Origin of the sequence: Mesorhizobium sp. YR577 (assembly GCF_900116595.1) — a bacterium.
Lineage (GTDB): Bacteria > Pseudomonadota > Alphaproteobacteria > Rhizobiales > Rhizobiaceae > Mesorhizobium_M.
In genome coordinates this window covers 179,436-205,550 of record NZ_FPBI01000003.1, presented here as the reverse complement: position 1 = coordinate 205,550, position 26,115 = coordinate 179,436, and the positions used below count along the sequence as shown (strand labels likewise).

The window sequence follows — 26,115 nt, the reverse complement described above, 5'->3', positions numbered from 1 at the left end:
TAAAATTTCACGCGACCTTGCGAGCCGGCAAACAGCCTTCGGCTTTCAGCACGCGCTTGGCCGAAGCCGGGTACTTTTTCAGCATCGCGGCGGGGCGAATGGGGCGGGCGGAAAAGTTGCCGCCACAGTTCGGGCAGGTGCCGCCGAGCACGTTTTGCGCGCAATCGGCGCAGAAGGTGCATTCGAAGGTGCAGATCATGGCCTCACCGCTCTCCGGCGGCAGATCCTTGTCGCAGCATTCGCAACTGGGGCGAAGTTCCAGCATGGCGGCCTCCCTGCCGTGGTTTCAGCGTATCGGTTCGTGCACGGTCACCAGCTTGGTGCCGTCGGGAAAGGTTGCCTCGACCTGCACGTCATGGATCATCTCGGCAATGCCTTCCATGACCTGCGCCCGGCTTATGACATGGGCGCCGGCGTCCATCAGCTCGGCAACCGAGCGCCCGTCGCGCGCGCCTTCGACGACGAAATCGGTGATCAGGGCGATGGCTTCGGGATGGTTGAGCTTGACGCCGCGTTCCAGTCTTTTGCGGGCCACGATCGCCGCCATGGCGATCAGCAGCTTGTCTTTTTCGCGCGGCGTCAGGTTCATGCTATTTCGAAATTCCCTAAAGTGACCAAACTTTTGGCAAGCCTGCCTGCCCGTTGAGCAATTCGATGAGCGGCACCAGCCGCTTGCGCAGGCTGTAGCCGTCTCCAGCGTGGAGCCTCGCAAGAAGCTTGCCAGTTCTGCCGACCCGCCATGCGCTGACCCCACCCTGATCGCCGATGATGGCGCGGGCGGCATCCACGAGCCGTTCCGGTTCCGGCGCGATGAACAGCACGGTGGCGACAGCGATGTCCCCGCCCGTCACCGCCGAACGCGCCAGCGTGCCGGCGATTTTCGGGCCGATCGAAAAATCTTCGGCATGGACCATTCGTCCGCCGCTTCTGATGCGCCAGCGGTCATGAAAACTGCCGTTTACAGCGCTTTCGCCCATGGCCAGCCGCCCGAAGATCGTCGCTTCGACGATCAACGCCTCGGCGTCGTGGGCAAGCTCGACGTCGAGCCTGCGCATGAAGGCCGCACGTTCGAAGACGATCGTTTCCTGCGGCAGCCAGGCGATTCTGCCGCCAGTGGCGACCGAGAGTTGCACCGAGGCCTCGGCACGGCCGGAATTGGCCTTGTAAACCTTCTCGCAGGCCTGCGTGGTGATGGTGGCGCTGGCACCCGCGCCAACGCCGATCTCCCAGCCGATCCGGTCGCCGCCGGTCAGTCCACCGGCCGTGTTGATCAGGATCGCTTCGAGCGGGCCGCCGTCTGTCTGCGGCATGCGTATCTTGGCCGCTCCGTCCTGATAGAGCCGGGCCAGGCGCGTGCGCCCGTCGATAAAACTGGCCGACAATCGCGCGCTGGCTGAGACGCGCTGAAGGGAACGATCGACGGTTTCTATCGTTTGTGATGACATGAGGTTGCTCTTTCGCAGTACAGCCTAACGGTCGCAATGGGTTTGTCGAGATATGACTTGTTGCCTGATGGGCTTTCGCTTTCTATAGAGAGAAGCAGCTTCTTGCCGTTTTTGCCTGTTTTGGCACTTGCAGATGCTTTGCAGTCGCTCGTTTCGAAGCGCAACGATATAAATAGGCGTTTTGACTTGGGCAAACGTCGGGAATTGGGGAGAGGCGTGTTGGCGGATCAGCTGGCCCAGGACATTATCGACAAGATCAAGGTTCATGCGGAGCCGGACGGTGGCGAAGTAACGCCCCAGACCGAACTCACCGCGCTGGGCATCCATTCGCTCGAACTGACGGAAATCATCTTCGATCTCGAGGAAGCCTATGGCATCGACATCGAGATGAACACGGTGGAAGCCTGGAGCAATCTCAAGAATGTCGGCGACATGGTCGAGGCCGTGCGCGAACTGATCGCAAAAAAAGCCTGACATGGCGCGCCCACGTATCGTCATCACCGGCATGGGCGGGCTCTGCGCGCTTGGCACCAGCGTGCCGGCAATATGGGACGCGATGCGGGCTGGCCGCTCGGGCATCGGCGAGATCACCACGGCGCCGCTTCACGAGCTGAAGGTACGCATCGGCGCGGAAATCAAGGAACTGCCCGATCACGGGCTCGACAAGAAGCGCCTCGTGACGATGGACCGCTTCAGCCTGCTGGCGGTGATTGCCGCTGGCGAAGCCATCCGCCAGGCGGGACTGAGCGTCGACGAAAGCAATACCGCGCGTATCGGCGCGACGATCGGCACCGGCATTTTCGGCGCCGAGACCGCGGAGGACAATTATCGCGGCCTGTTCATCGAGGGTCGCCCGCGCGCCAGCGTGTTTACCGTCCCGCGCGTCATGCCGGGTGCGCCGGCCGGCCAGGTCAGCATGTCCTACGGCCTGCGCGGCCCGGTATTCGGCGTCACTTCGGCTTGTGCGTCTTCCAATCACGCTTTGGCGCTCGCCGCCGACCAGCTTCGCCTCGGCCGTGCCGATGTCATGATCGCCGGCGGCACCGATGCACCGCTGGTCTATGGCGTTCTCAAGGGTTGGGAGGCGCTGCGCGCGCTGGCCCGCGAAACCTGCCGGCCCTTTTCGGCCGACCGCGATGGGCTGGTGATCGGCGAAGGCTCCGGCATGGCCGTTCTGGAAACCTATGAACATGCCGTGGCGCGGGGCGCGACCATTCTGGCCGAGCTCGCCGGTGCCGGCATGTCTGGTGACGCGAGCGATATCGTCGCACCGACCGTCGAAGGGCCGGCCGCAGCGATGCGGGCCTGCCTTGCCGATGCCGGCTTGAAGCCTGAAGATGTCGACTACGTCAACGCCCATGGCACCGGCACCAAGGCCAATGACGAGATCGAAACGACCGCCATCCGCCGGGTATTCGGCGTGCATGCCAACCGGCTTTCGGTGTCGTCGACCAAATCCATGCACGCCCATTGCATGGGCGCCTCGGGCGGGCTTGAAATGATTGCCTGCGTCATGGCCATTCGCGAAGGCATCGTGCCGCCGACCGCCAACTATCGCGAGAAGGATGCAGCCTGCGATCTCGACGTGACGCCCAACGTAGCGAAGGAACGCGAAGTGCGCGCGGCAATCAGCAACGGATTTGCCTTTGGCGGCACCAACGCTGTTCTGGCGTTCAAGGCCGCGTGAAGGCTTGCGGCCCGAAATCAACCTCACAGTCATCATTGATGAAGTGATCGCGAAGGCCTATTTGCCAAACTCCGTCTCCTAAGCCACCCTCCCAAGGATCTCCCATGACCGATCTTTCCGCTTTCCCGATCACCGCCCGCTGGCCGGCCAAGCACCCGGACCGCATCCAGCTTTATTCCTTCCCGACGCCGAACGGCGTGAAGGTTTCCATCGCGCTCGAGGAGCTGGGGCTTCCCTACGAGCCCCACGCCATCAACATCGGCAAGGACGAGAGCTGGACGCCTGAGTTCCTGTCGCTCAATCCGAACGGCAAGATCCCGGCGATCATCGATCCGAACGGCCCGGACGGGAAGCCGATCGGCCTGTTCGAATCCGGCGCGATCCTGCTCTATCTCGCCGAAAAGACCGGCAAGCTGATCCCCGCCGATGCGGCCGGGCGCTACGAGACGATCGAGTGGGTGTTTTTCCAGATGGCGGGCATCGGGCCTATGTTCGGCCAGCTCGGCTTCTTCCACAAATTCGCCGGCCGGGCGATCGAGGACAAGCGCCCGCTGGAGCGCTACCGCGACGAATCCAAGCGCCTGCTCGGCGTGCTCGACAGGCGCCTGGTCGGCCGCAAATGGGTCATGGGCAACGATTACACCATCGCCGATATCTCGATGCTTGGCTGGGTGCGCAACCTGATAGGCTTCTACGAAGCGCGCGAACTCGTCGGCTTCGACGATTTTGCGAATGTCGCGGCCTGGCTGGAGCGCGGCCTTGCGCGTCCTGCGGTGAAGGCAGGTCTTGAAATACCCGCCAGAAGCTAGGCAACAAAACAACTGCTGCGGCTTTTCTTTCGAAAGCCGCTCGTGAAATCGATTGAAGCGTCGGTGCCGGCCGGTTCCGACGCGAAGCGGAAAGCTACCTGGCTTTTGCCTTCGTCTTTCCGGCAACCTTGCCAGCCACGACGGTTGCAAGCCCGACGGCAACTGTTGCCGTGTCCTTGACCCCGCGCAGCACTTTCGTGCCGATGGATTCGGCACCCGCCTTGGCCTTCGCAACGGTCGACTTCGCCTTTGCAGTGGAGGCCTTGGCTTTCGCAGCCGCTGGTGCCTTGGCCGGCGCAGCTCTCGCCGCAGCGGTCTTTGCGCTTGCGGATTTAGTAGCTGCTGCCTTCGTTTTCGCAGCCGCTTTGGCTGGAGCAGCCTTTACCGCCGCCGGTGCCTTGACGCTTGCTGCCTTGCTGGCCTTGGCGGTCGCTTTCTTGGCCGCCGCCTTGGTTGCCGTCACTGCCTTGGCAGCCTTGCTGCCTGTGGTCTTGGCAGTTGCAGCTTTGGCAGGTGCCGCCTTGGCTGCTGCAGGCTTCTTCGCCGCCGCCTTTGGCGCTGCGGGAGCCTTGGCTGCCGCTTTCGCAGCAGGCGCCTTGGCCGACTTCTTGGTGTCCTTCGTGCGTTCGGCAAGGGCTGCCGCCGCGCCCGTCTTGGCCGCTGCTTGCTTGCCGGTCTTTGGAGATGCCTTCTTGGTCGCCATCATTCCAGTCCTCTCACACGGCACGGTTGCCGCGAACGCAGAATGAACGAAGCCGGCTTTTGTTCCAGTAGGCAGTTTTCTCTAGATCACCAGATCGGCGCTGCGGCGGCTTTTCAGCACGCGATCGACATTGGGCATGTCGTTGGAGGCGACCCACGCCCGTGCGTCTTCGTCGGATTTGCCGTGCTCATGCCAGCGCTGCAGCAGGCGGCGTTCCAGCTCCTCGCGCGCCACGTCGATGAAGATGCCGAAATCGAAAAGCGGGGCAAGGCCGCTCCACGGCGCTTCATCGAGCAGAAGATAATTGCCTTCCACCAGCACGAACTTGACGTCCGTGCCGATGATGGACGCGGCGGCGCGCGAAAGCTCCATGCTGCGGTCGAAGACGGGAATGGCGATGTCCGGTTCTGCAGCGTGAATGCGACGCAGCAGCACCTCGAAACCGGCATAGTCGAAGGTTTCCGGCGCGCCCTTGCGCGACCGCAACCCGCGCTGGTGCAGAACGACATCGTCATAGTGGAAGCCGTCCATCGGCACCACGACCGCCGAACCCTCGGGCAGAAGATCGCGCAACTGTTCCGAGATCGTCGATTTGCCCGCACCCGGCGCACCGGCGATGGCCACGACGAACCGTTTGCCCTTGGCCGCGCGCTTGAAGATCGTGGCGGCTATCGTCGCTATTTCGGACATCTTGCCTCCATTTGCCTGCAAGGGTCCTATTCTGCTGCGTTATTGGCAAAATTTCAAACCTTCGCGTGATGCAATATGCCTGCGGCGACAGGTCCGCCCGCGGTTAATGGACCGGAAACCTTGATTGCGATAATTTGGACAAGGCTGTAACGCGAGGGGTTCGTCGTCTCAGTCGTCCTCGCGTTCAATCAGGTAGCCTTCTTGCCGATCGCATCTCATCATCTTTCATCGCCTCTGCGCATGGTGGCAGTCCTTTTCCTCGCACTGGGCCTGCTCGCCGGCTGTTCCACCACCGGCACGCTGAATACGGTCCAGACGCCGCAGCAGAACCTTTCGCCAAAGCACGCGGCGATCGTCGTCGACGGCAGCACCGGCAAGGTTCTCTACGAGCAGAATTCGGAGGCCGCCCGCTATCCGGCCTCGCTCACCAAGATGATGACGCTCTATATGCTGTTCGAGGCGCTGGAGAGCGGCAAGCTGTCGAAATCATCGCAGATACCGGTGTCGGCCTATGCCGCCTCGCGCCCGCCGTCGAAGATCGGCCTGAAGCCGGGGCAGTCGATCGATGTGGAATCGGCGATCAGCGCGCTTTGCACCAAATCGGCCAACGATGTGGCCGTGGCCGTCGCCGAAGCGCTCGGTGGCACGGAAGAGCGTTTCGCCTCGATGATGACCGCCAAGGCGCGCCAGCTTGGCATGCGCGGAACCTTCTTCAACAACGCATCGGGCCTGCCCGACGAGGCGCAGCGCAGCACGGCGCGCGACATGGCGCTGCTCGGCATCGCCCTGCGCAAGCGTTTCCCGCAGCATTATGGCTATTTCTCCGCTACCTCTTTTGCCTACAACGGCAAGACCATCCGCGGCCATAACGACCTGCTCGGCCGGGTCAGCGGCGTCGACGGCATCAAGACCGGCTATATCCGCGCTTCCGGCTTCAACATCGTGACCTCGGTGAACTCCGGTGGCCGCAAGCTGGTGGTTGTCGTGATGGGCGGCGACACGGCGCGCAGCCGCAATGCCGAAGTCGAGCAGCTGATCGACCGCTACCTGCCGCAGGCAAGCCTGGGCGTCGCAACGCAATAGCGCAAGGCAACGTCAAGGCGTCGATTGCCACGCCTTGCGTTCCTTCAGCCATCGCACCTGCCGTCGGGCCCGGCGAAACGCGGTCAGTGAAGCACCGATCGCCACGATCGAGAGGGCGAGCGTCAACACCTCGTTCCGGCCGTGCCAGAGGAATTCCACGGCGGAAAACAGGGCTGCGGCGGTGATGACGGCCATGCGGTGCTGCTTGGCCATCGGCCCCGAAAAATCGCTCGGTGCGCCATTGGCGCGGCCAAGTTCGCGCACATAGGCAGTCAGCACCGCAAAGGCCGCCGCTGCCCAGCCGAGGCTCGGTGCGCCGATGCCGTAGCCGACCCCGGCCAGGATAAGTATGTCGGCGATCCTGTCGGGAAACTCGTTCCAGAACGGCCCGTCCGCCGCGGCCTTGCCGCCTTCCACGGCGACCATTCCGTCGAACAGATTGCACAGCAGGCGAAGCTGGCAAAACAGCGCCGCCGCGACCAGCAGCAGGCTGCGAGCGGTGCCGCTGGTTTCCCCGGCAATCCAGAACGCCAAGCCGGCCACCGCGGCAGCGGCGATGCTTGCCTGCGAAATGGCGTTGGGGGTGATTGAAAGTGCTGCCATGCGCTTGGCGATCGTTTGTGCCCAGCGCGTGTTGCGGCTCGCCAGCGGCCTGCGGTCACCCTTGTCCAAGGTTATCTCCTCTCTGCCGGAAGATCGAATAATTGTAGGTCGCCGCATAGATCGTGGAGACGATCAGCGGCACGGCGATGGTGCGCAGGATTTCGGGCGTGCCGCTCAAGGCGTGGATGGTGACGAGAATGCCGGTCGAGGCGAGACAGGCGATGAGCGGCGGCGCCCACAGGCCGGTGACGCCACCGAACCGCCGCGAGAGCGCATCGATGATCGATTTGAGGCAGAGCGTCAGGATGGCCGAAAGCGTGCCCTGCACGACGCCGGCGAAAAGCGGGCGCGGCATGGGGTGGGCACGATTGGCGAAAACGGCCCAGCCGCCCATCGCCACGAAGGCGAAGATGACGTGAACCACACCGCTGCCGGCAAGCGCGCGCAGCCGCGCCATCATCACGCCGACCACCAGTAGCGAGTGAGATGGAAGAAGATCGGGGCGGAAAAGACGACCGAATCCAGCCGGTCGATGAGGCCGCCATGGCCCTCGATCAGATTTCCCCAGTCCTTGACGCCGCGATCCCGCTTGATCGCCGACATGACCAGCCCGCCGAAGAAACCCATCAGGGTGATGACTAGCGCCATCACGCCGGCCTGAATGGGTGTGAACGGCGTTATCCACCACAGGCCAGCGCCGATCAGCGTCGCGCTGGCAACGCCGCCGACGAAGCCCTCGACGGTCTTCGACGGCGAGAGGTTGGGCGCGATCTTGGTGCGCCCGAACAGCTTGCCCCAGACATATTGCAGGACGTCGCTGAGCTGCACGACGATGACGAGGAAGGCGATCAGCAGCACGTTGCGGCCTTCATAGCCGGGGATATGCAAGGTCAGCAGCGCCGGCACATGCGAGGCGCAGAAGACGCAGATCATCAGCGCCCATTGCACCTCCGAGATGCGGATGAGGAAATGCTGGGTGTCACCACGCATGACGGCGATGATGGGCATCAAGAGGAAGGCATAGACGGGGATGAATATGGAGAAGATGCCGTAATCCTCGGTCCACAGCAGAAAATACTGCACCGGCAGCACGACGAAGAAGGCGGTGGCCAGCGCCCAGTGGTCGGCGCGCCGCGTGTTGGTCAGGGTCACGAATTCGCGCAGCGCCGCAAACGAGCAGAACGCAAACAGGATGAGCACGCCGATGCGTCCGGCAACGAAAGCGATGGCGATCAGGATCGCCATGACCCACCAGGCATTGATGCGGGAATTGAGGTTTTCGATGGCCGCATTCGATCCATCCGGCGACAGCCGCCGTTGCAGGACGTAGCCGACGAGCGACGCGACGAGCAGGACCCCGAATATGCCGAGGACCAGAAGGAACATGTCGTATTGGGTCGCGCTCATTCGCTGCCGCCTGCCTGTTTCGGGGAGAGCGCAAGCAGCGCCGCATGCGCCCGCTCGATAAATGCTTCCTTCGCCTCGCCGCTCGCCAGGTGCATCGGAGCGCCGAATGTCACGGTGCATATCAGCGGTATGGGCACGAATTCGCCCTTCGGCATCACCCGGTTGAGATTGGCGATCCAGACCGGCACCAGGTCGACATCCGGCCGTGCCGTTGCCAGATGGAACAGGCCGCTCTTGAAGGGCAGCAACTGCGCCTCCGTCTGGTTGCGCGTGCCTTCGGGAAAGAAGATCAGCGACGAACCCTCATCCAGGGCCTGCGCCATGGTCTCGACCGGGTCGGCCTCGCGCAGCTCGCGGTCGCGCTGGATCAGCACGGCGTTGAAGACGTCGCGGCCGATGAAGCTGGTGAGCTTCGACTTGAGCCAGTAATCGGCCCCGGCGACCGGCCGCACCCGCCGGCGCAGGCGCGGCGGCAACACGGTCCAGATCAGGACGAAATCGCCATGGCTGGAATGGTTGGCGAAATAGACGGAGCGGCGACGCGGCAACCCGCTTTCATGCCAGGTCGCCCTGACCGCGGTGACCGCACGGGCAAACAGGAGAACGATCTCCGCCGCAAACTTCGCGATCAGCGCCCTCATTCAGCCTCCCCCTGCACTTCAGTCCAATCCGAATAGCCGAAGCGGCGGGCGGTGAACACCCTCCCATACGTGTTGCGCCCCTCCATCATAAGGCTCAGTGCAATCTGGCGGCACACGAACTGCAAAGACCAGCGCGTATCGGCCGACAACATCGAAGCTGTGACTTCTGCAATCGGAAGGCGCGCAGTTTCATTTGCCCGTTGAAGCCTGCCAGCGCTTCGGCTATGAAGCGGTCAGCCGGGCGTTGCCTGGCCGGGAATTTCTGGGACGATAATCATCGTTTCAGCCATGCACCCGTAGCTCAGCTGGATAGAGCGCTGCCCTCCGAAGGCAGAGGTCACAGGTTCGAATCCTGTCGGGTGCGCCAATAAATTCAAAGTGTTGAGCTCTGGCGAGGCAGGAGCTACAGGTTCAGATGAACCAAACCCGTCAAGCAACGGGGTGCTGCCATTAGCCGAAGACGTTCCGCGCCGTCCTGATCATCCGGCGAGCGCAGTCTGAACGCATTTTAGAACCTCGCGGCTCTCTTGTGGCGATGCACGATTTTTTCATCGGCGCCCAACAGATGATGACCCATCAATTCTGATCGCACATCGATGAGATCGCCGCTGGATTTCGCCGCGTACATCAGCCTGTCAGCCCGGTCTAGAAGTGCGTCGAACGACACGCCAGCCGATGCTTCGGCCAGCCCTATCGCTGCGCCGACCTGGATCAGGTTTTCATCGATCACGGTGAGTTCTGCGATCGTCTTTGCCAGATCGAAGAAGCGGGAAAGCGAGAAAGCGTCATCCGCTTGGTACACGGACACGATGCCGAACTCGTCGCCACCGAGGCGGGCGATGAAATCTCGCGTGTCCCCCCATTCGACCAGCCGCTTGGCGATAGACCGAAGCAGCTGATCGCCCACTGAATGCCCGAAATTATCATTGACGCGCTTGAAGCGGTTGAGGTCGATGTAAGCCAGGAACAGCCGGGATTCCGACGATAGATTGGCCAAGGCTCCGCGTAGATGCGTTTCGAAGGACGACCGGTTCTGAATTCCCGTCATCGCATCAACTTGAGCGGCATGCAAAATTGCCTGCTCGAACGCTTTCCGCTCCGAGTTGTCGAGCATGATCTCGATATCGAAGCTTTCGCCGGCAATTCGCCGTCGCTGCGCGGTTATGAGCGTCGGTATGATGCGCCCGCTGATGTGCTGCATTTCCACTTCGGCGAGTTTGTAGAAGCCCTGCGTTTCAAGCAGGTTCATCCGCGCGAGGCGCCCCGGATCGTCGATCGAATAGGGCAGATCGGCCCCGAGGGGCTTACCGTCGATCTCGCCCCAGGTCCGCCCTATCAGATGGAGATAGGCCGGATTCACTTTGATGTAGCGAGAATCGTGGTCGGTCGTGGAAATCGAGAATGGCACCGGAGACAGATCGAACAGATCTCGCAATGCCGCGTCTAGAACATTTTCGGAAATCATCGCCCGCTCACACCCCACTCTGCTGAACGGATACCGCAAGCCTGTTAAATATCGTTGAATGAGTTGGGTATGGCGCGCATCATTGGAACCAAAGGCTCCACGACGGACGGCGCATGTCCGTTGATGATGCCGCATTGCACAATCGCGGCATCTGAGCAAAATGCGGCATGGTTCGAAAACCCCTCGCCGTCCTTGTGATCGACGAAAACCGCATCCGCGCTTCCATCATCGAGGCGGGACTGCGGGAGGCCGGGCATGAGCAGGTGACGGTCGTCCATGACGTGACGGGCATTGCGCGGCGGATCGCCGAGATCGAACCCGACGTCATCGTCATCGATCTCGAAAACCCCAACCGCGACATGCTGGAAAACATGTTCCAGCTTTCGCGCGTGGTGAAGCGGCCCATCGCCATGTTCGTCGATCGCTCCGACCAGGCTTCGATCGAGGCCGCGGTCGACGCCGGCGTGTCCGCCTATGTCGTCGACGGGTTGCGGCAGGAGCGGGTGAAGCCGATCCTCGATATGGCGATCAGCCGCTTCAACGCCTTTTCGCGCATGGCGCGCGAGCTGGAGGAAGCGCGCAACGAACTCGAGAACCGCAAGGTGATCGACCGCGCCAAGGGCATTCTGATGAAGTCGCGCGGCCTGTCGGAAGACGCCGCCTACACCCTGCTGCGCAAGACCGCCATGAACCAGAACCGCAAGATCAGCGACATCGCCCAAAGCCTTGTCACCGCTGCCGACCTCTTGGGTCCGGGGGAGAGTTGAAGATGGGTTTCGAACACCAGATCAACGCCGGCTTCATGCCGCTCTTCGACAGCGCCGTGCTCGTCACCGCCAAGGAGATGGGCTTCGCGGCGCGCGAAGGCGTCGACCTGACGCTGAACCGCGAAACCTCATGGGCCAATATCCGCGACCGCATCGCGATCGGCCATTTCGACCTCGCCCATATGCTGGGGCCGATGCCGGTCGCCTGCAATCTGGGCTTGTCGCCGCTGGCCTCCGACACCATCGTGCCCTTCGCGCTTGGGCTCGGCGGCAATTGCGTGACGGTTTCGAATGAAGTGTGGGCGGGCATGGCAGCGCATGGCGCAGAGCCCAATCTTGACCCGGCGCGAACCGGCAAGGCATTGGGCGCGCTGATCCGCGAGCGGGCGCAGGCTGGACGCGATCCGCTGCGCTTCGCGGTCGTGCATCCGCATTCGGGGCACAATTACGAACTGCGCTACTGGCTTGCCGCCTGCGGCATCGATCCCTCGCGCGATATCGAGATCGTCATCGTGCCGCCGCCCTTCATGGCCGATGCGCTCGCCGCCGGCCGCATCGACGGTTATTGCGTCGGTGAACCCTGGAACAGCGCCTCGGTTGTCGCCGGCACCGGCCATATCGCCACCGTCAAGGCCAGGATCTGGCGCAACAGCCCGGAAAAGGTTCTGGGCGTGCGCAAGGCCTGGGCCGAAAAGCATCCGCAGGCGCTTGCGGCCCTGTTGCGCGCCTTGCATCACGCGGCGCGCTGGTGCCAGGACCCGGCAAATCGCGGCGAACTGGCCGCCCTGATGGCGCAGCCGGCATTCCTCGGCCTCTCGCCGGAATTGCAGATGCCGGTGCTGACCGGGCGTCTGGCGCTGGGCGGCGGTGCGGAACTGGCCGTCGACGACTTTTTTCTGCCCTTCGACAAGGCGGCAAGCTTTCCGTGGAAGAGCCACGCGCTGTGGTTCTACACGCAGATGGTGCGCTGGGGCGATATCGCCCATACGCCCGAAAATGCCGAGATCGCCCGCAATTGTTATCGCCCCGATCTCTACCGCGCCGCTCTCAAGCCGCTTGGCGTCGCGCTGCCGGGGGCGAATGCCAAGGTCGAGGGTGCGCTGACGACTGCCACGCCGGTTGGCTCGGCCGGCGCCAGTCTCATCCTTGGCCCGGATGGCTTCTTCGATGGCGGCATCTTCGATCCCGATCGCATCGACGACTATCTGGCGACGCAGAAATTTACGGTCGCGCACGCTTGAGCATTTATTGCGCACGATGATGCATTGCACAATTTTTGTGCGACTGCACATTCCGTATGGCTAATGCGTGAACGGTGCAATTTGCCGCCGCATTCGCGCGCTGAAGAAATTTCATTGATTCCATTGATGAATTAGCCGGTTCTCAAAACTGGCACGGTTCCTGCTTCACTAACAACAGGCCCTCGGGTCACGGAACAGGCGTCCAATGACGGGCGCCACAGGCAAAGCTGCCGATCAGGAAGACGCGATCCCGGATGTACGGACGCGACGACCTGGCCGGCAGCTTTTTTGTTTTTGACCGAACCGAACACGCAATCGATGGCGCGATCCTCCCTGCGCCCAGCCGGAGACACCGATGACGAAACGGATCGAGACTGGATCATCCCTGAAGGCGCTGACGCGCCGCGACTTCCTCGTCAGCAGCGCAACCACGGCGGCCATGTTCGTGGCGGCGCGCAAGCTTTTCCCGTCGGGCGCCTATGCCGCGACCTCGGCCCCGGAAGTGACCGGCGCCAAGCTCGGCTTCATCGCGCTGACGGATGCCGCGCCGCTGGTCGTCGCCAAGGAAAAGGGTTTTTTCGAAAAGCACGGCATGCCCGATGTCGAAGTGCTGAAGCAGGCCTCATGGGGTGCAACGCGTGACAATCTCGTTCTCGGTGGCGAGGCCAACGGCATCGACGGCGCGCATATCCTGACGCCGATGCCCTACCTCATGCACACCGGCAAGGTGACGCAGAACAACCAGCCGCTGCCGATGGCGATCGTGGCACGGCTCAACTACGACTGCCAGGGCATCTCGGTCGCGCAGGAATATGCCGAAACCGGCGTGACGCTGGACTCCTCGAAACTGAGGGAAGCATTCGCGAAAAAGAAGGCCGAAGGCAAGGACGTGAAGGTCGCCATGACCTTCCCCGGCGGCACCCACGACCTGTGGATTCGCTACTGGCTCGCCGCCGGCGGCATCGATCCGGACAAGGATGTCTCCACCATCGTCGTGCCGCCGCCGCAGATGGTCGCCAACATGAAGGTCGGCAACATGGATGCCTTCTGCGTCGGCGAACCGTGGAACGAGCAACTCGTGCATCAGGGCATCGGCTTCACCGCCGCCACGACGGGCGAGCTGTGGAAGGGCCATCCCGAAAAGACCTTCGGCCTGCGCGCAGACTTTATCGAGAAGAACCCGAATGCGGTGAAGGCCATGCTGATGGCCGTCATGGAAGCCCAGCAATGGTGCGACGCCATGGAAAACAAGGAGGAGATGAGCGCCATCCTCGGCAAGCGGCAATGGTTCAACGTGCCGCCCGCCGACATCATCGGCCGCCTCAAGGGCGATATTAATTATGGCAATGGCCGCGTCGCCACCGGCACCGATCTGTACATGAAGTTCTGGAAGGGCGGCGTCTCCTACCCGTTCCGCAGCCACGAAAGCTGGTTCCTCGCCGAGAACATCCGCTGGGGCAAGTTCGCGCCTGACACAGACATCAAGGCACTGGTCGGGCAGGTCAATCGCGAGGATCTGTGGCGGGAGGCGGCCAAGGAACTCGGCGTCGCCGAAGCCGATATTCCGGCCTCGGCGTCGCGTGGGCCGGAAACCTTCTTCGACGGCAAGGTCTTCGATCCAGAAAACCCGTCCGCCTATCTCGAATCGCTTTCGATCAAGGTCGCGTCCTGATCCCGCCGGCGCGGCTGCCCGCCGCGCCGCAACGATCCCCTGGAGTTTTTTGTATGACCGTACACGCTCTCAAGGAGCATGCCGCCGAAATGGCCGCGCCGTCCCGGCCGTCCGAAGTCGTCGCTTTGCCGGCAAAACCATCGTCGCGTTTCGACGTGGTCGCACTCACCCGCCGCGTCGCATCCGCCGTTCTGCCGCCGGCCGTCGTCGTTCTCGTCATCCTCCTGGTCTGGGAGGCGGCTTGTTCGTCGCCCGGCGCCAGCCTGCCGCCGCCCACACAGGTCTGGAGCGAGGCTTATGATCTGATCGTGCATCCCTTCTTCAACTTCGGGCCGCAGGATGTCGGCCTCGGTTGGCGCATCCTTGCGTCGCTGCAGCGCGTGGCGGTTGGTTTCGGGCTCGCTGCCGTCGTCGGCGTGGCCATCGGTGCCTTGATCGGCCAGTCGGTCTGGGCCATGCGCGGGCTGGACCCGGTGTTCCAGATATTGCGCACGGTGCCGCCGCTTGCCTGGCTGCCGCTTGCGCTCGCCGCTTTCCGCGATTCCAATCCGGCAGCCCTTTTCGTCATCTTCATCACCGCCATCTGGCCGGTGATCATCAACACGGCGGTCGGCGTCAGGAACATCCCGCAGGACTACCGCAATGTCGCGCAGATCCTGCGGCTCAACCCGCTCGAATTCTTCTTCAAGATCATGGTGCCGGCCGCCGCTCCCTACATCTTCACCGGCTTGAGGATCGGCATCGGCCTGTCCTGGCTGGCGATCGTGGCGGCGGAAATGCTGACCGGCGGCGTCGGCATCGGCTTCTTCATCTGGGACGCGTGGAACTCCTCGCGCCTGCCGGACATCATCGTGGCGCTCGTCTATATCGGCGTGGTCGGCTTCATGCTCGACCGGCTGGTTGCGGCGGTCGGCGCCTTCGTCACACGCGGCACGTCCGCGAGCTGAGGAAACATCATGAAGCCCTATCTGAAGCTCGATCACATCGACAAGTCCTTCACCCGCGGCGGTACCCGCACCGAAGTGCTGAAGGGCATCACGCTCGGCATTGACCAGGGCGAGTTCGTGTCCATCATCGGCCATTCCGGCTGCGGCAAGTCCACGCTGCTCAACCTCATCGCCGGCCTGACCAAGGTTTCGGCCGGCGCGGTGCTGCTTGAGGACAAGGAGGTCGACAGCCCCGGTCCGGAGCGCGCCGTGGTGTTCCAGAACCACAGCCTGCTGCCCTGGCTCACCGTCTACGAAAACGTCAATCTCGCGGTTGCCAAGGTGTTCGGTTCGACCAGGACCAAAGCCGAGCGGCACGACTGGATCATGCGCAATCTCGACCTCGTCCAGATGGCGCACGCCTCGGACAAGCGTCCGGCCGAGATTTCCGGCGGCATGAAGCAGCGCGTCGGCATTGCCCGTGCACTCGCCATGGAACCGAAGATCCTGCTGCTCGACGAACCTTTCGGCGCGCTCGACGCGCTGACGCGGGCGCATCTCCAGGATGCGGTGATGGATATCCATGCAAGGCTCGGCAACACGATGATCATGATCACCCATGATGTCGACGAGGCCGTGCTGCTCTCCGACCGCATCGTCATGATGACCAACGGTCCCGCCGCGCGCATTGGCGAGGTGCTCGACGTGCCGCTCGACCGGCCGCGCAAGCGCGTCGAGCTCGCTTCCGATCGAACCTATCTGCGTTGCCGCGAGGCGGTGCTGAAATTCCTCTACGAGCGTCACCGCTTCGTGGAAGCGGCGGAGTAGCACCATGACCGAGAAACTCGTCATCATTGGCAACGGCATGGCGCCGGGCAGGATGCTGGAGCATCTGTTCGAGAAGGCGCCCGGCCGCTTCGACGTCAAGATCTTCAACGCCGAGCCGCGCGTCAATTACGACCGCATAATGCTTTCGCCCGTTCTGTCGGGCGAGAAGACCTTCGAGGAAATCGTCATCCACGGCGATGGCTGGTACGTCGCCAATGGGGTGACGCTTTACAAGGGCCACAAGATCGTCGCCCTCGACCGCGCGGCGAAAACCGTGACCTCGGATCACGGCGTCACCGAACGCTACGACCGGCTGGTCATCGCCACCGGCTCGGTGCCCTTCATCATTCCTGTTCCCGGCCACGATCTGCCGGGCGTTCTGTCCTACCGCGACCTTGACGACGTGCAGGCCATGCTGCTCGCCGCCCAATCGCGGGCGAAGGCGGTGGTGATCGGCGGCGGCCTGCTCGGGCTGGAAGCGGCGGCGGGGCTGAGCATGCAGGGCATGGACGTCACCGTGCTGCATGTCATGCCCACGCTGATGGAACGCCAGCTCGACCCTGCCGCCGGCTACCTCTTGCAGAAGGCGGTGGAGGAACGCGGCATCAAGGTGATGACCAAGGCCAACACCAAGGCGATCGTTGGCAACGGCAAGGTCGACGGCGTCGAACTGGCCGACGGCACCATCGTTCCGGCCACGCTGGTGGTGATGGCTGTCGGCATAAGGCCGAACGCGGCCCTGGCGAAGGATGCCGGGCTGGCGGTCAATCGCGGCATTGTCGTCGATGCCGGCATGCAGACCTCCGATCCAGATATCTATGCGTTGGGCGAATGCGCTGAGGTCGGCGGGCAGGTCTATGGCCTCGTCGCGCCGCTCTACGAGATGGCGCGCGTGACGGCGGCACGGCTTGCCGGCGAGGAGGGAGCCGGCTTCGTCCATTCCGACACGCCGACCAAGCTGAAAGTCACCGGCATCGACCTGTTCTCGCTCGGCGATTTCGCCGACGGCGACGACCGGCAGGAGATCGTGCTGCGCGACGCCTCCGCCGGCGTCTACAAGCGCCTCGTGCTGAAGGATAACCGCATCATCGGCACCGTGCTTTATGGCGAGACGGCCGACGGTGCCTGGTTCAACGACCTGAAGAAGAAGGGCACCGACATCTCGGAGATGCGCGAAACGCTCATCTTCGGCCAGGCGTATCAGGGAGGGTCGCCGCTGGACCCTATGGCGGCCGTTGCAGCCTTGCCGGATGATGCGGAAATCTGCGGCTGCAACGGCGTCTGCAAGGGCAAGATCACCGGCACGATCACGGCCAGGGGGCTGACCTCTCTCGATGATGTGCGCGCCCACACCAAGGCTTCCGCTTCCTGCGGCTCCTGCACCGGGCTGGTCGAGAAGCTGATGGTGCTGACGCTGGGCGACACATACAACCCCGCCGCCGTGCAGCCCATGTGTTCCTGCACCGCACTCGGCCATGACGAGGTGCGCAGGCTGATCAAGGTGAAGGGCCTGAAGACCATTCCGGCGGTGATGCAGGAGCTGGAATGGCAGACCTCCTGCGGCTGCGCCAAGTGCCGCCCGGCGCTGAACTACTATCTCGTCGCCGACTGGCCGGACGAATATGCCGACGACTATCAGTCGCGCTTTATCAACGAGCGCGTCCACGCCAACATCCAGAAGGACGGCACCTATTCGGTGGTGCCGCGCATGTGGGGCGGCGTCACCAACTCCCACGAGCTGCGCGCCATTGCCGATGTGGTCGACAAGTTCGACATCCCGATGGTCAAGGTCACCGGCGGCCAGCGCATCGACATGCTCGGCATCCGCAAGGAGGACCTGCCCGCCGTCTGGGCCGATCTGGGGCAGGCGGGCTTCGTCTCCGGTCATGCCTATGCCAAGGGCCTGCGCACGGTGAAGACCTGCGTCGGCTCCGACTGGTGCCGATTCGGCACGCAGGATTCGACGGGCCTCGGCATCCGCATCGAGAAATTCATGTGGGGCTCGTGGACGCCGGCCAAGCTGAAGATGGCGGTGTCCGGCTGCCCGCGAAACTGCGCCGAGGCGACCTGCAAGGATGTCGGCGTCATCTGCGTGGATTCAGGCTTCGAAATCCATTTCGCCGGCGCTGCCGGTCTCGACATCAAGGGCACCGAGGTTCTGGGGCAGGTCAAGACCGAGGACGAGGCGCTGGAGCACATCGTGGCGCTGACACAGATGTACCGCGAGCAGGCGCGCTATCTCGAGCGCATCTACAAATGGGCCAAGCGCGTCGGCCTCGACGAAATCCGCCGCCAGATCATGGACGACGGCGAAAAGCGCCGCGCCTATTACGAGCGCTTCGTCTTCTCCCAGAAATTCGCCCAGGTCGATCCATGGTCGGAACGCGTTTCCGGCAAGGACAAGCACGAGTTCCGGCCGATGGCGATGGTGGGTTTTGCGGAGGCGGCGGAGTGAAAGAGACCCCCACCCCCAACCCCTCCCCACAAGGGGGAGGGGGACTTGGCAGCAGCGTTTTCGAATCCCCCTCCCCCTTGTGGGGTGGGGGTAAAGCCACCGCACGATTCATTTCAAGGAGATTGTCCCAATGAACTGGATCGCCATCGGCACCATCACCGATATCCCCCGGCGCGGTGCGCGCTGCGTGGCGACGCCGCAAGGCAAGATCGCGGTGTTTCGCACGGCCGACGATCAGGTCTTCGCCATCGAGGACCATTGCCCGCACAAGGGCGGCCCGCTCAGCCAGGGCATCGTCCATGGCGCGGCGGTCACCTGCCCGCTGCACAACTGGGTGATTTCGCTTGAAACCGGCAAGGCGCTCGGTGCGGATGAAGGCGCGGTGAAAACCATTCCGGTGCGGGTCGATGGCGAACGGCTGTTCATCGCGCTGGAAGCGCCGGCTGACCGGGCGGCGTGAGGCATGCAAACGGAGGAAGCGCGCGAGGTGAGGACCACCTGCCCCTATTGCGGGGTGGGTTGCGGCGTGCTGGCCGAGGTCGCCGCGAACGGGAAGATAACCGTTCGCGGCGACCCCGACCATCCGGCCAATTTCGGACGACTCTGCTCCAAGGGCTCGGCACTGGCCGAGACCATCGACCTCGACGATCGCCTGCTCTATCCCGAAATCCAGGGCCACCGCGCCGGCTGGGATGAGGCGCTCGATCTCGTCGCCACGAAATTCTCGCAGGCAATCGCCGAGCACGGGCCGGATTCGGTAGCGTTCTACGTCTCGGGACAGTTGCTGACAGAGGATTACTACGTCGCCAACAAGCTGATGAAGGGTTTTTTCGGCTCGGCCAATATCGACACCAATTCGCGGCTTTGCATGGCCTCGTCCGTTGCCGGCCACCGCCGCGCCTTCGGCTCGGACACGGTGCCCGGCACCTATGAGGATCTGGAACTTGCCGACCTGATCGTGCTGGTCGGCTCCAACCTCGCCTGGTGCCACCCAGTGCTCTATCAGCGCATCGTCGCTGCGAGGGAAAAGCGGCCCGATATGAAGATCGTTGTGATCGACCCGCGCCGCACCATGACCGCCGACATCGCCGACCTGCATCTCGCCATCGCCCCGGACGGCGATACTGCGCTCTTCACCGGCCTGCTCACCTATCTGGCCGATAATGGGCATCTGGATCGAGATTATATTAGCCGGCACACGAATGGTTTTGACGACGCGCTTTCGGTGGCCGGGGCTCCCGATCTCGCCGCCGTTTCCAATCGCACGGGCATCGCGCAAGAAATGCTCGCACGGTTCTATTCCTTGTTTGCGCAAACGCAGCGCGCGGTCACCGTCTACAGCCAGGGCGTCAACCAGTCCGCCTCCGGCACCGACAAGGTCAACGCCATCATCAATTGCCATCTGGCGACGGGCCGCATCGGCAGGCCGGGCATGGGGCCGTTCTCTGTCACCGGCCAGCCCAATGCCATGGGCGGGCGCGAGGTTGGCGGGCTCGCCAACATGCTGGCCGCCCATATGGAGATCGAGAACCCGCAGCACCGCGACCGCGTCCAGCGTTTCTGGCACGCACCGGCAATCGCCGAAAAGCCCGGCCTGAAAGCGGTCGAAATGTTTCGCGCCATTGCAGACGGCCGCATCAAGGCGCTGTGGATCATGGCCACCAACCCGGCCGACTCCATGCCCGATGCCGACGCCGTGGAAGCCGCGCTGCGCGCCTGTCCCTTCGTCGTCGTCTCCGACATTGCAGCGAATACCGATACGATCCGCCACGCCCATGTAAAACTGCCGGCCACGGGCTGGGGCGAGAAGGACGGCACGGTCACCAATTCGGAGCGCCGCATCTCGCGCCAGCGCGCCTTTCTGCCACCACCCGGCGAGGCGCGACCGGACTGGTGGGCGATGGCTGAGGTGGCCAAGCGCATGGGTTTTGCCGAGGCGTTTTCTTATGACGCGCCGGCTGAGATTTTCGCCGAACATGCCACTCTGTCGGCTTTCGAGAATAATGGCGCGCGCGATTTCGATATCGGCGCTTATGCGGGGGTCGACGACGAAAATTATGAGGCGCTCACGCCGTTTCAGTGGCCAGCACCTGATTACTCTGGTGGGAAGGAAACCCGCTTCTTCGCCCATGGCAATTTCTTCACGCCCGACCGCAAGGCGTGGTTCGTGCCGGTCATGCCCGCGCCCCTAAAGCGGGCTGACAACGCTTACCCACTCACCCTCAACACGGGCCGCGTGCGTGACCATTGGCACACCATGACGCGCACCGGCAAAAGCCAGCGCCTGTCGCAGCATCTGGCCGAGCCGTTTGCCGAAATCCATCCATCGGATGCCCGCCGCAACAGTATAAGCGATGCCGACATCGTCCGCGTCATGACCGTCCATGGCGAAGCGCTGCTGCGCGCATTGGTAACGCCGCGCCAGCAGCCCGGCTCGGTCTTCGTGCCGATGCACTGGACCGATCAGTTCGCATCCAAGGCGCGCGTCGATGCACTGGTCGCACCCGTCACCGACCCGGTGTCCGGCCAGCCGGCGTCCAAGAATGTCCCGGTGCGCATGGAGCGCTTCGCCGCCCATGCCTTCGGCTTTGCCGTGCTGGCTGAACGCCCCGCAGCCATCGACGCCGACTATTGGAGCATCGCCCGCAGCAATGGCGGCTGGCGCGTCGAACTGGCTTTGAGCGAGAGCCGGGACTGGACGGCTTTTGCCGCCAAGCTTTTCGGCCATGAGGAGAACGGCGAGACGCTCGCCTATCACGATACCGCAAACGGCCAGCACCGTTTTGCCCGCTTCGTCGGTGAACGGCTCACAGACGCACTCTATCTCGCCCGCGAGCCGGTGGCCGTGTCGCGCGGCTGGGCGGTGGAGCAGCTGAGCACGACCCATGCCGACCGCCGCATGCGCCTGGCGGTGGTTGCGGGACGGCCGGGCGGCAACCAGGCCGATCGCGGCGCCATAGTCTGCTCATGCTTCAGTGTCGGCGCCAACCAGATCGCGCAGGCAGTGCAGGGCGGCTGCGCCAGCGTCGAGGCCATCGGTGCCGCCCTCCAGGCCGGCACGAATTGCGGCTCCTGCCGCGCCGAAATCAAGGGGATCATCGATGCACGGCGTCTTCAAGCGGCGGAGTGAGCGCGCTCCGGCGCGCATGGGCAGGCTGTCCGTCCTGCCGGTCTTCTTCAGCCTCGATGACAAGCGCGTCCTGGTCGCCGGCGGCTCGAAGGCGGCACTTTGGAAGGCCGAGCTTCTTGCTGCCGCCGGTGCGCAAGTGCATGTCTTTGCACCGGCCAGCGAGTTGTGCGCCGATTTCGTTCCACTTATCGAGAACGGAAGCGTCGTCCATCACGACGAGGGCTGGAGCGCAGAGGTTCTCGAAGATATGGCGATCGCGGTGGCCGATGCTGCCTGCGAAGATGAGGCAAAGGCGTTTCATGCGGCGGCAATCGCGGCCGGTGTCCCGGTCAATGTCATAGACAAGCCTGAGTTCTGTCAGTTCCAGTTCGGCTCGATCGTCAATCGTTCGCCCGTCGTTATCGGCATCTCGACGGCCGGCGCTGCACCCATTCTTGCTCAGTCCATTCGTCGCCGGATCGAGACGCTGCTGCCGGCATCGCTTTCGGCATGGGCGCATTGGGCGCAGATGATGCGCGCTTCCATCAACGCGCGGCTGGTCGCCGGTACGCCGCGGCGCGACTTCTGGGAGCGCTTTGTCCGGCGTGCTTTCGACAGGCCGTTCACGCAGCGCGAGGCGAGCGGCCTCTTTCGCGAGGCAAACAGCATCGCCGCAAATCCTGATCAGATGGCTGGCCGGATCACGCTGGTCGGCGCCGGGCCGGGCGAGGCGGAGCTGCTGACGATCAAGGCCGTCCGCGTCCTGCAGGCGGCTGACATCATCCTGTTCGACGATGTCGTGACAGGCGAAGCGCTGGAGCTTGCCCGCCGCGAAGCGCAGCGCATCCGCGTCGAGGGCAGTGAACGTCAGAGCATATGCGAACAGATGATCGCGCTCGCCAGATCCGGCAAGCATGTCGTCTGGCTCATCGCAGGTGATCCGACGCACGATAGACACGCGGATGCTGCGATCGACCGGATCGAAAGCGAGGGCATTCAGGTCGATCTCGTCCCCGGCGTAGTGATCGACATGGCTGCAAAGCTTGCATTCAATGCTGCTTCGGCTGAGCGAATGCGCCCAGAATCCATGCGTTCGGTGGCCTGATTCACCGCGTTCCGCTCCAATCGCGGCGGTTGTGCTCGCGCTGGCGGTTCCATCCAAAGGATTTAGCTCTTAAGTTATAGTCGGCGGGGCGCTTATCGATTCGAAATAGGGGAACGGAACCCATGTTCGGCGCGATACGTGGCAAAGTGAAAACGTGGTTCACCGTCGGTGCGGGAACCCTGGCGGCAGTCACGGTAGCAGGCCTGCTCGGCGCCTTCGGCGCGCTGCCGCAGCCGGAAACACCGGTGCTGGCACGCGACAGCCAGATCGAGACGGGCCAGTGGCTCGTGCGGCCATTGCGGGCCTATGTCGGCACCGACCGAGTCTATAACCTGCCGGTCAAGCAGGATCAGCAGGCCCTTGTGCTCGAGGTCGAGATGACCAACCGCACCGCCGAATCGGCGAAGGACTATTTCACGCTGTTCCAGCTTGCGCCGCCGCTTGGCGGGCAGAGCGAGCAGCCGGCCGTCATCCTGACCCGCGACGGCAGCATGACGCCGGCGCTCCATCCCGGCATGATGGAACGCATGGCCTATGTCTGGACCTTCCCCAAGGCGGTTGCCTTGCCGGATGAGCTTCCTCTCGTCGTGAACACCAAGACCTACAAGCCGCAGGACAATCTCTACGGCACGCCTGGCTGGTTCAACGAGCGTGAGCTGGGCCGCGTTGAAATGCCGGTCGAGGCGAAAGCCGCTGAGAGCCAGTCATGATGCGCTGGGTCTTCAACATCGCAGCGCTCGGTGCGGCGGCGGTCGTCTGCTACGGCATGCAATCCACCAAGCCGCGTTACAAGGACCTCATCGCGCCGATACCTGTCCATGGCTCGATGGCGGACAAGGTCGAGACGCGTCTCTTTAATGTGCAGATCGGCAAGGTCGTTTTTGCGCGCGAGCTGAAAGCAACCGAATTCGGCAAGCAGAGAACCTTGACCACCGGCGGGCTGTGGGCGGTGGTGGCTGCGGATGTTGCCGCCCGCGAGAGGACGACCGGGGTTGGTGCAGCCACCTGGCTGGGGCCGACTGGATTGAAGTATCATCAGACGGAACGGTTCTCTTCCCGCTCCGACCTGCCGCCGATCTCCGTCGCCCCCGGTCTTCCGCAACGCGGCCTGTTCCTGTTCGAGCTGCCGCCGGGCGAGATTGGAAATGCGACGCTGGTGTTTCAGCATGCCGTCTTCTCCGCCCTCGACTCGCAGGCGAACATCGCGCTGGACCGGCTGCAGCTCGGACCTGACGGCGTGCCGCAGGGCGTCGTCGACATCCTTGATCTCGATCAGCCAATCTGAGGAAGGGCCCGATGACCGTTTCAGACACCGCCGTTGACGAGCCCGAGTACGACGGGGCGGAGCGGAAGTGGCGTCGCCGGGCTCTGTGGATGCTTTTGGTTCTTGTGCCGGCCACGCTGGGTGTTTCGGCCTACAGCCAGGTGGTCGACTATCTCACGCTGAACGACCTCGTTGCGCGCGAGGCGGAGCCGCTCAAGGATGTGCATTTCGGCGGCAGCGATTGGCGGCTGGAAAACATGCAGACGATGAAGGACACGAGTGCGCTGCGCATCCCGCCCGGATCGGCACCGGTCTTCGTCGATTTCACCGTCAGGATCGGCGATGCCAATCTCGAACAGGCCTGGCTTGGCTGCAAGATCAGCCTTGTCGATGCATCAGGGCGCTCGTGGCTGCCGTCCTATGTCAGCAATTCGCGTGTGGACGACATGGCGACCTGCAATTCGACGGTCTTTTCGGGCGCCAAGACGGGCGACACCGTGAAGATTCGCGAAACCTTCGTCATCCCGAAGGAAGCACTCGCCACCGTCGTGCCGACGGTCGGCCTGGGCAGCGAGCGGCCGTATTATCTGCGCTTCAAACGCTCCTGATCATTCCGCCGGTTGCGGCACCGCTGCCTGCGCGCGTTTCGGCAGCGAGAAGGCTGTTTCGAGGATTGCTGCGAGAAAGCAGATGCGTAGCGGCTCGATGAGGATGCCGGTGGACGAATCCTGGAAGGGACTGCCGAACAGCAGCGACACGCCCTTCGAAAGGATCTGCCAGAGATCGAGGTCGTGCGGGCCGATCAGCCGCGCCGAGCCGAGCCAGAGCCACGCGGCGGCCCAGTCGATGAAGCGATAGCCGACGATCAGCGTGACGATCAGGATAACGCCCGAGTTCAAGGTGATGCGCACGCCATTGGCGATCGGCAGATAGCGCGAGCGATAGCCGCTGATGAAGTGTTCGACGAAGTCGCGCAGGAAAGCCGGCACCGCCTTGTAGCGCTCGCCGAAGCGCTCGACGCGGCTGTGGATGCGCATCAGTTCCTTGTCGTCACGCACGTCGTAGCCATAGACCAGCGCGGTCATCACCAGCCAGATCACCGGTAGCATCATGTACCAGAACAGATTGTTCAGGGTCGTCGCCAGCCCGATCGACGATACTTCCACCGGCACCATGGAGGCCGCGTGCGCCGAAGAGACGACCGCATCGTTCATGGCCTGGAAATAGCTCCAGAAATTGCGGCTCATGACCCAGGCCAGCCAATCGTCCTTCCAGCGGCTGAGCACATAGAGACCGACGAAGATCCAGTTGGTCTCGCAGATCACGACGACGATCTGCCAGAAGGAGTAGGCCGACCTTTTCTGCATGGTCTGGGCCAGCTTTCGCACCGCCCAGGAAATGGCCACCGACACCAGCAGCCAGCGCGAATCCAGAACGTCGAGAACGTTGGCGCGCTCGCCGAACGGCGCCATGTCGAGCGCCATGCGCGAATACTGCCGCACCGTATCGCCGAGAAAACCCCATGTGGCGTAGTAGGCGAAGAAGGGCAGGAGCGCGATGGTGATCATCGAGGCAAAGCGCGTCTTGCCGCGGTCTTTCGCCGGCCCTGCCGCTTCGCTTTCGGCCTCTTCCTGCGCAGCACTGATTTCCGGCAGTCCCGGCCGCAGAACCTGGAACATCGCGACGGTGACGATCAGTTGGGTGAGCGCCACGAAAGTCAGCAGCGCCAGCCCCAGCATGTGGTTGAGAAAGGCGGCCTTGGCGGCGAGCAGCATAAGCAGGTCGCCGGCGATGATGCCTATGAGCACGAGTGCGACAAGCTGCGGCCAGAAACGCCACAACAGGCGGAAGGTCAGCGCAAACGGCGCTGCGACGTCTGCAAGCATGCGAATCTCTCACGACGCCCCCGCAAGCATTTTAGGGGCTTTCGCGCGAGGATTGAAGTGCCGGCGAGGTTTTTTACCCCTGCAGGTTGCTGCGTCCGCTCTGGTTGCTGCGGTCAGGCCGCGCGCTTTACCCGGCGCGAGCCGGTTGTGCCAGCCTGCTTCACCCAGACCGGCGGAAACTGCCGAAGCTTGATGATCTCGGTCGCGGCAACGAGCACCATCTCGGCCAGATCGTCCTTGGTGAAGGTGGCCGGGTCCCGCGCCATGCCCAGCATTTCGTCAACGATGTCCATTCTTTCGCCCATCTTTCACGGTTCATGAGGCTCGGC

At 63.2% G+C, this 26,115-nt stretch carries 28 protein-coding genes and 1 tRNA gene; 17 read left to right on the top strand and 12 right to left on the bottom strand.

Features of this window, described 5'->3' with window-relative positions; all coding sequences use genetic code 11:
- Positions 1 to 7: 7 nt before the first annotated feature.
- From BM413_RS06190 to BM413_RS06180, 3 genes are read right to left on the bottom strand one after another with little or no spacing between them, the layout of a single operon-like run.
- Positions 8 to 265 (bottom strand): DUF1272 domain-containing protein, encoded by a 258-nt coding sequence (locus BM413_RS06190; RefSeq protein ID WP_091911467.1) that lies wholly within the window; start codon positions 263 to 265, stop codon positions 8 to 10.
- A 21-nt stretch (positions 266 to 286) separates the two neighbouring features.
- Positions 287 to 589 (bottom strand): urease subunit gamma, encoded by a 303-nt coding sequence (locus tag BM413_RS06185; protein WP_091911465.1) that lies wholly within the window; start codon positions 587 to 589, stop codon positions 287 to 289.
- Positions 590 to 605: 16 nt separating this feature from the next.
- Entirely contained in the window at positions 606 to 1,445 is an 840-nt protein-coding gene (locus tag BM413_RS06180; RefSeq protein ID WP_091911463.1) for an urease accessory protein UreD, read from the bottom strand.
- 219 nt (positions 1,446 to 1,664) lie between these two features.
- On the opposite strand from BM413_RS06180, the gene BM413_RS06175 reads away from it, so the two are divergent.
- The 3 genes from BM413_RS06175 to BM413_RS06165 all read left to right on the top strand — a co-directional run bounded on the left by BM413_RS06175 (position 1,665) and on the right by BM413_RS06165 (position 3,941).
- A complete protein-coding gene (locus BM413_RS06175) occupies positions 1,665 to 1,919 on the top strand; it encodes an acyl carrier protein (protein WP_091911462.1) in 255 nt (84 codons plus the stop codon).
- A 1-nt stretch (position 1,920) separates the two neighbouring features.
- A complete protein-coding gene (locus BM413_RS06170) occupies positions 1,921 to 3,132 on the top strand; it encodes a beta-ketoacyl-[acyl-carrier-protein] synthase family protein (RefSeq protein ID WP_091911460.1) in 1,212 nt (403 codons plus the stop codon).
- A gap of 104 nt (positions 3,133 to 3,236) precedes the next feature.
- A complete protein-coding gene (locus BM413_RS06165; RefSeq protein ID WP_091911459.1) occupies positions 3,237 to 3,941 on the top strand; it encodes a glutathione S-transferase N-terminal domain-containing protein in 705 nt (234 codons plus the stop codon).
- A gap of 94 nt (positions 3,942 to 4,035) precedes the next feature.
- Here BM413_RS06165 and BM413_RS06160 read toward each other — a convergent pair whose 3' ends face one another.
- Both BM413_RS06160 and BM413_RS06155 read right to left on the bottom strand, forming a co-directional pair.
- Positions 4,036 to 4,644, bottom strand: coding sequence for a histone (locus BM413_RS06160; RefSeq protein WP_139238557.1), 609 nt, complete (start codon positions 4,642 to 4,644; stop codon positions 4,036 to 4,038).
- Positions 4,645 to 4,725: 81 nt separating this feature from the next.
- Positions 4,726 to 5,334: a nucleoside triphosphate hydrolase gene (locus BM413_RS06155; protein ID WP_091911741.1), complete on the bottom strand. Its 609-nt coding sequence runs from the start codon at positions 5,332 to 5,334 to the stop codon at positions 4,726 to 4,728.
- Positions 5,335 to 5,574: 240 nt separating this feature from the next.
- Between BM413_RS06155 and BM413_RS06150 the strand changes: the two genes are divergently transcribed.
- Positions 5,575 to 6,417 carry a D-alanyl-D-alanine carboxypeptidase family protein gene (locus tag BM413_RS06150; RefSeq protein WP_091911455.1) on the top strand — a complete coding sequence of 281 codons (843 nt, stop codon included), beginning with the start codon at positions 5,575 to 5,577 and terminating at the stop codon, positions 6,415 to 6,417.
- A 12-nt stretch (positions 6,418 to 6,429) separates the two neighbouring features.
- On the opposite strand, the gene BM413_RS06145 is transcribed toward BM413_RS06150, so the two are convergent.
- Genes BM413_RS06145 through BM413_RS06130 form a run of 4 tightly spaced genes read right to left on the bottom strand, consistent with a single transcriptional unit; the run spans position 6,430 to position 9,068 of the window.
- Positions 6,430 to 7,137, bottom strand: a complete 708-nt coding sequence (locus BM413_RS06145) for a CDP-alcohol phosphatidyltransferase family protein (RefSeq protein WP_091911453.1) — start codon at positions 7,135 to 7,137, stop codon at positions 6,430 to 6,432.
- Entirely contained in the window at positions 7,076 to 7,480 is a 405-nt protein-coding gene (locus tag BM413_RS06140) for a hypothetical protein (protein WP_091911740.1), read from the bottom strand. Before BM413_RS06140 ends, BM413_RS06145 begins: the two co-directional genes overlap by 62 nt.
- Positions 7,480 to 8,427: a phosphatidate cytidylyltransferase gene (locus BM413_RS06135; protein ID WP_091911451.1), complete on the bottom strand. Its 948-nt coding sequence runs from the start codon at positions 8,425 to 8,427 to the stop codon at positions 7,480 to 7,482. Before BM413_RS06135 ends, BM413_RS06140 begins: the two co-directional genes overlap by 1 nt.
- Positions 8,424 to 9,068, bottom strand: coding sequence for a lysophospholipid acyltransferase family protein (locus BM413_RS06130; RefSeq protein WP_091911450.1), 645 nt, complete (start codon positions 9,066 to 9,068; stop codon positions 8,424 to 8,426). Before BM413_RS06130 ends, BM413_RS06135 begins: the two co-directional genes overlap by 4 nt.
- Positions 9,069 to 9,358: 290 nt before the next feature.
- Here BM413_RS06130 and BM413_RS06125 point away from each other — a divergent pair.
- Positions 9,359 to 9,435, top strand: a tRNA-Arg gene (locus BM413_RS06125).
- 141 nt (positions 9,436 to 9,576) lie between these two features.
- Here BM413_RS06125 and BM413_RS06120 read toward each other — a convergent pair.
- Entirely contained in the window at positions 9,577 to 10,668 is a 1,092-nt protein-coding gene (locus BM413_RS06120) for a sensor domain-containing diguanylate cyclase (RefSeq protein WP_091911449.1), read from the bottom strand.
- A 32-nt stretch (positions 10,669 to 10,700) separates the two neighbouring features.
- Here BM413_RS06120 and BM413_RS06115 point away from each other — a divergent pair, with 32 nt between their 5' ends.
- The 12 genes from BM413_RS06115 (at position 10,701) to BM413_RS06060 (ending at position 24,508) form a co-directional block, all read left to right on the top strand.
- Entirely contained in the window at positions 10,701 to 11,300 is a 600-nt protein-coding gene (locus BM413_RS06115) for an ANTAR domain-containing response regulator (protein WP_091911448.1), read from the top strand.
- Positions 11,301 to 11,302: 2 nt separating this feature from the next.
- Positions 11,303 to 12,541, top strand: coding sequence for a CmpA/NrtA family ABC transporter substrate-binding protein (locus BM413_RS06110; protein WP_175544259.1), 1,239 nt, complete (start codon positions 11,303 to 11,305; stop codon positions 12,539 to 12,541).
- A gap of 355 nt (positions 12,542 to 12,896) precedes the next feature.
- Complete coding sequence (locus BM413_RS06105; RefSeq protein ID WP_091911445.1) at positions 12,897 to 14,213, top strand: CmpA/NrtA family ABC transporter substrate-binding protein; 1,317 nt, start codon at positions 12,897 to 12,899, stop codon at positions 14,211 to 14,213.
- A gap of 53 nt (positions 14,214 to 14,266) precedes the next feature.
- Complete coding sequence (gene ntrB, locus BM413_RS06100) at positions 14,267 to 15,160, top strand: nitrate ABC transporter permease (RefSeq protein ID WP_091911444.1); 894 nt, start codon at positions 14,267 to 14,269, stop codon at positions 15,158 to 15,160.
- A gap of 9 nt (positions 15,161 to 15,169) precedes the next feature.
- Complete coding sequence (locus BM413_RS06095; protein WP_091911442.1) at positions 15,170 to 15,967, top strand: ABC transporter ATP-binding protein; 798 nt, start codon at positions 15,170 to 15,172, stop codon at positions 15,965 to 15,967.
- A gap of 4 nt (positions 15,968 to 15,971) precedes the next feature.
- Positions 15,972 to 18,422 carry a nitrite reductase large subunit NirB gene (gene nirB, locus BM413_RS06090; protein ID WP_091911441.1) on the top strand — a complete coding sequence of 817 codons (2,451 nt, stop codon included), beginning with the start codon at positions 15,972 to 15,974 and terminating at the stop codon, positions 18,420 to 18,422.
- Positions 18,423 to 18,552: 130 nt separating this feature from the next.
- A complete protein-coding gene (gene nirD / locus BM413_RS06085) occupies positions 18,553 to 18,882 on the top strand; it encodes a nitrite reductase small subunit NirD (RefSeq protein WP_091911439.1) in 330 nt (109 codons plus the stop codon).
- Positions 18,883 to 18,885: 3 nt separating this feature from the next.
- On the top strand, positions 18,886 to 21,552 hold the full coding sequence (locus tag BM413_RS06080; RefSeq protein ID WP_091911437.1) for a nitrate reductase: 2,667 nt from the start codon (positions 18,886 to 18,888) through the stop codon (positions 21,550 to 21,552).
- On the top strand, positions 21,524 to 22,636 hold the full coding sequence (locus tag BM413_RS06075; RefSeq protein ID WP_091911435.1) for an SAM-dependent methyltransferase: 1,113 nt from the start codon (positions 21,524 to 21,526) through the stop codon (positions 22,634 to 22,636). The genes BM413_RS06080 and BM413_RS06075 overlap by 29 nt, the downstream gene beginning before the upstream one ends.
- A gap of 122 nt (positions 22,637 to 22,758) precedes the next feature.
- Complete coding sequence (locus BM413_RS06070) at positions 22,759 to 23,346, top strand: hypothetical protein (protein WP_091911434.1); 588 nt, start codon at positions 22,759 to 22,761, stop codon at positions 23,344 to 23,346.
- Positions 23,343 to 23,921, top strand: a complete 579-nt coding sequence (locus BM413_RS06065) for a hypothetical protein (RefSeq protein ID WP_091911432.1) — start codon at positions 23,343 to 23,345, stop codon at positions 23,919 to 23,921. Before BM413_RS06070 ends, BM413_RS06065 begins: the two co-directional genes overlap by 4 nt.
- A gap of 11 nt (positions 23,922 to 23,932) precedes the next feature.
- Positions 23,933 to 24,508 (top strand): hypothetical protein, encoded by a 576-nt coding sequence (locus BM413_RS06060; RefSeq protein WP_139238556.1) that lies wholly within the window; start codon positions 23,933 to 23,935, stop codon positions 24,506 to 24,508.
- Here the strand turns inward: BM413_RS06060 and BM413_RS06055 are convergent, their stop codons facing one another.
- Positions 24,509 to 25,786 carry a hypothetical protein gene (locus BM413_RS06055; RefSeq protein ID WP_091911428.1) on the bottom strand — a complete coding sequence of 426 codons (1,278 nt, stop codon included), beginning with the start codon at positions 25,784 to 25,786 and terminating at the stop codon, positions 24,509 to 24,511. It lies immediately after the preceding gene.
- A gap of 113 nt (positions 25,787 to 25,899) precedes the next feature.
- Positions 25,900 to 26,079: a hypothetical protein gene (locus BM413_RS06050; protein ID WP_119813757.1), complete on the bottom strand. Its 180-nt coding sequence runs from the start codon at positions 26,077 to 26,079 to the stop codon at positions 25,900 to 25,902.
- Between the last annotated feature and the right edge of the window lie 36 nt (positions 26,080 to 26,115).

Bases quoted from the DNA above. Each gene is read 5' to 3' on its own strand.
- BM413_RS06190 (WP_091911467.1), bottom strand. From the start codon at position 265: ATGCTGGAACTTCGCCCCAGTTGCGAATGCTGCGACAAGGATCTGCCG.
- BM413_RS06185 (WP_091911465.1), bottom strand. From the start codon at position 589: ATGAACCTGACGCCGCGCGAAAAAGACAAGCTGCTGATCGCCATGGCG.
- BM413_RS06180 (WP_091911463.1), bottom strand. From the start codon at position 1,445: ATGTCATCACAAACGATAGAAACCGTCGATCGTTCCCTTCAGCGCGTC.
- BM413_RS06170 (WP_091911460.1), top strand. From the start codon at position 1,921: ATGGCGCGCCCACGTATCGTCATCACCGGCATGGGCGGGCTCTGCGCG.
- BM413_RS06165 (WP_091911459.1), top strand. From the start codon at position 3,237: ATGACCGATCTTTCCGCTTTCCCGATCACCGCCCGCTGGCCGGCCAAG.
- BM413_RS06160 (WP_139238557.1), bottom strand. From the start codon at position 4,644: ATGGCGACCAAGAAGGCATCTCCAAAGACCGGCAAGCAAGCAGCGGCC.
- BM413_RS06155 (WP_091911741.1), bottom strand. From the start codon at position 5,334: ATGTCCGAAATAGCGACGATAGCCGCCACGATCTTCAAGCGCGCGGCC.
- BM413_RS06150 (WP_091911455.1), top strand. From the start codon at position 5,575: ATGGTGGCAGTCCTTTTCCTCGCACTGGGCCTGCTCGCCGGCTGTTCC.
- BM413_RS06145 (WP_091911453.1), bottom strand. From the start codon at position 7,137: ATGCGGCGACCTACAATTATTCGATCTTCCGGCAGAGAGGAGATAACC.
- BM413_RS06140 (WP_091911740.1), bottom strand. From the start codon at position 7,480: ATGATGGCGCGGCTGCGCGCGCTTGCCGGCAGCGGTGTGGTTCACGTC.
- BM413_RS06135 (WP_091911451.1), bottom strand. From the start codon at position 8,427: ATGAGCGCGACCCAATACGACATGTTCCTTCTGGTCCTCGGCATATTC.
- BM413_RS06130 (WP_091911450.1), bottom strand. From the start codon at position 9,068: ATGAGGGCGCTGATCGCGAAGTTTGCGGCGGAGATCGTTCTCCTGTTT.
- BM413_RS06120 (WP_091911449.1), bottom strand. From the start codon at position 10,668: ATGCGGCATCATCAACGGACATGCGCCGTCCGTCGTGGAGCCTTTGGT.
- BM413_RS06115 (WP_091911448.1), top strand. From the start codon at position 10,701: ATGGTTCGAAAACCCCTCGCCGTCCTTGTGATCGACGAAAACCGCATC.
- BM413_RS06110 (WP_175544259.1), top strand. From the start codon at position 11,303: ATGGGTTTCGAACACCAGATCAACGCCGGCTTCATGCCGCTCTTCGAC.
- BM413_RS06105 (WP_091911445.1), top strand. From the start codon at position 12,897: ATGACGAAACGGATCGAGACTGGATCATCCCTGAAGGCGCTGACGCGC.
- ntrB (WP_091911444.1), top strand. From the start codon at position 14,267: ATGACCGTACACGCTCTCAAGGAGCATGCCGCCGAAATGGCCGCGCCG.
- BM413_RS06095 (WP_091911442.1), top strand. From the start codon at position 15,170: ATGAAGCCCTATCTGAAGCTCGATCACATCGACAAGTCCTTCACCCGC.
- nirB (WP_091911441.1), top strand. From the start codon at position 15,972: ATGACCGAGAAACTCGTCATCATTGGCAACGGCATGGCGCCGGGCAGG.
- nirD (WP_091911439.1), top strand. From the start codon at position 18,553: ATGAACTGGATCGCCATCGGCACCATCACCGATATCCCCCGGCGCGGT.
- BM413_RS06080 (WP_091911437.1), top strand. From the start codon at position 18,886: ATGCAAACGGAGGAAGCGCGCGAGGTGAGGACCACCTGCCCCTATTGC.
- BM413_RS06075 (WP_091911435.1), top strand. From the start codon at position 21,524: ATGCACGGCGTCTTCAAGCGGCGGAGTGAGCGCGCTCCGGCGCGCATG.
- BM413_RS06070 (WP_091911434.1), top strand. From the start codon at position 22,759: ATGTTCGGCGCGATACGTGGCAAAGTGAAAACGTGGTTCACCGTCGGT.
- BM413_RS06065 (WP_091911432.1), top strand. From the start codon at position 23,343: ATGATGCGCTGGGTCTTCAACATCGCAGCGCTCGGTGCGGCGGCGGTC.
- BM413_RS06060 (WP_139238556.1), top strand. From the start codon at position 23,933: ATGACCGTTTCAGACACCGCCGTTGACGAGCCCGAGTACGACGGGGCG.
- BM413_RS06055 (WP_091911428.1), bottom strand. From the start codon at position 25,786: ATGCTTGCAGACGTCGCAGCGCCGTTTGCGCTGACCTTCCGCCTGTTG.
- BM413_RS06050 (WP_119813757.1), bottom strand. From the start codon at position 26,079: ATGGACATCGTTGACGAAATGCTGGGCATGGCGCGGGACCCGGCCACC.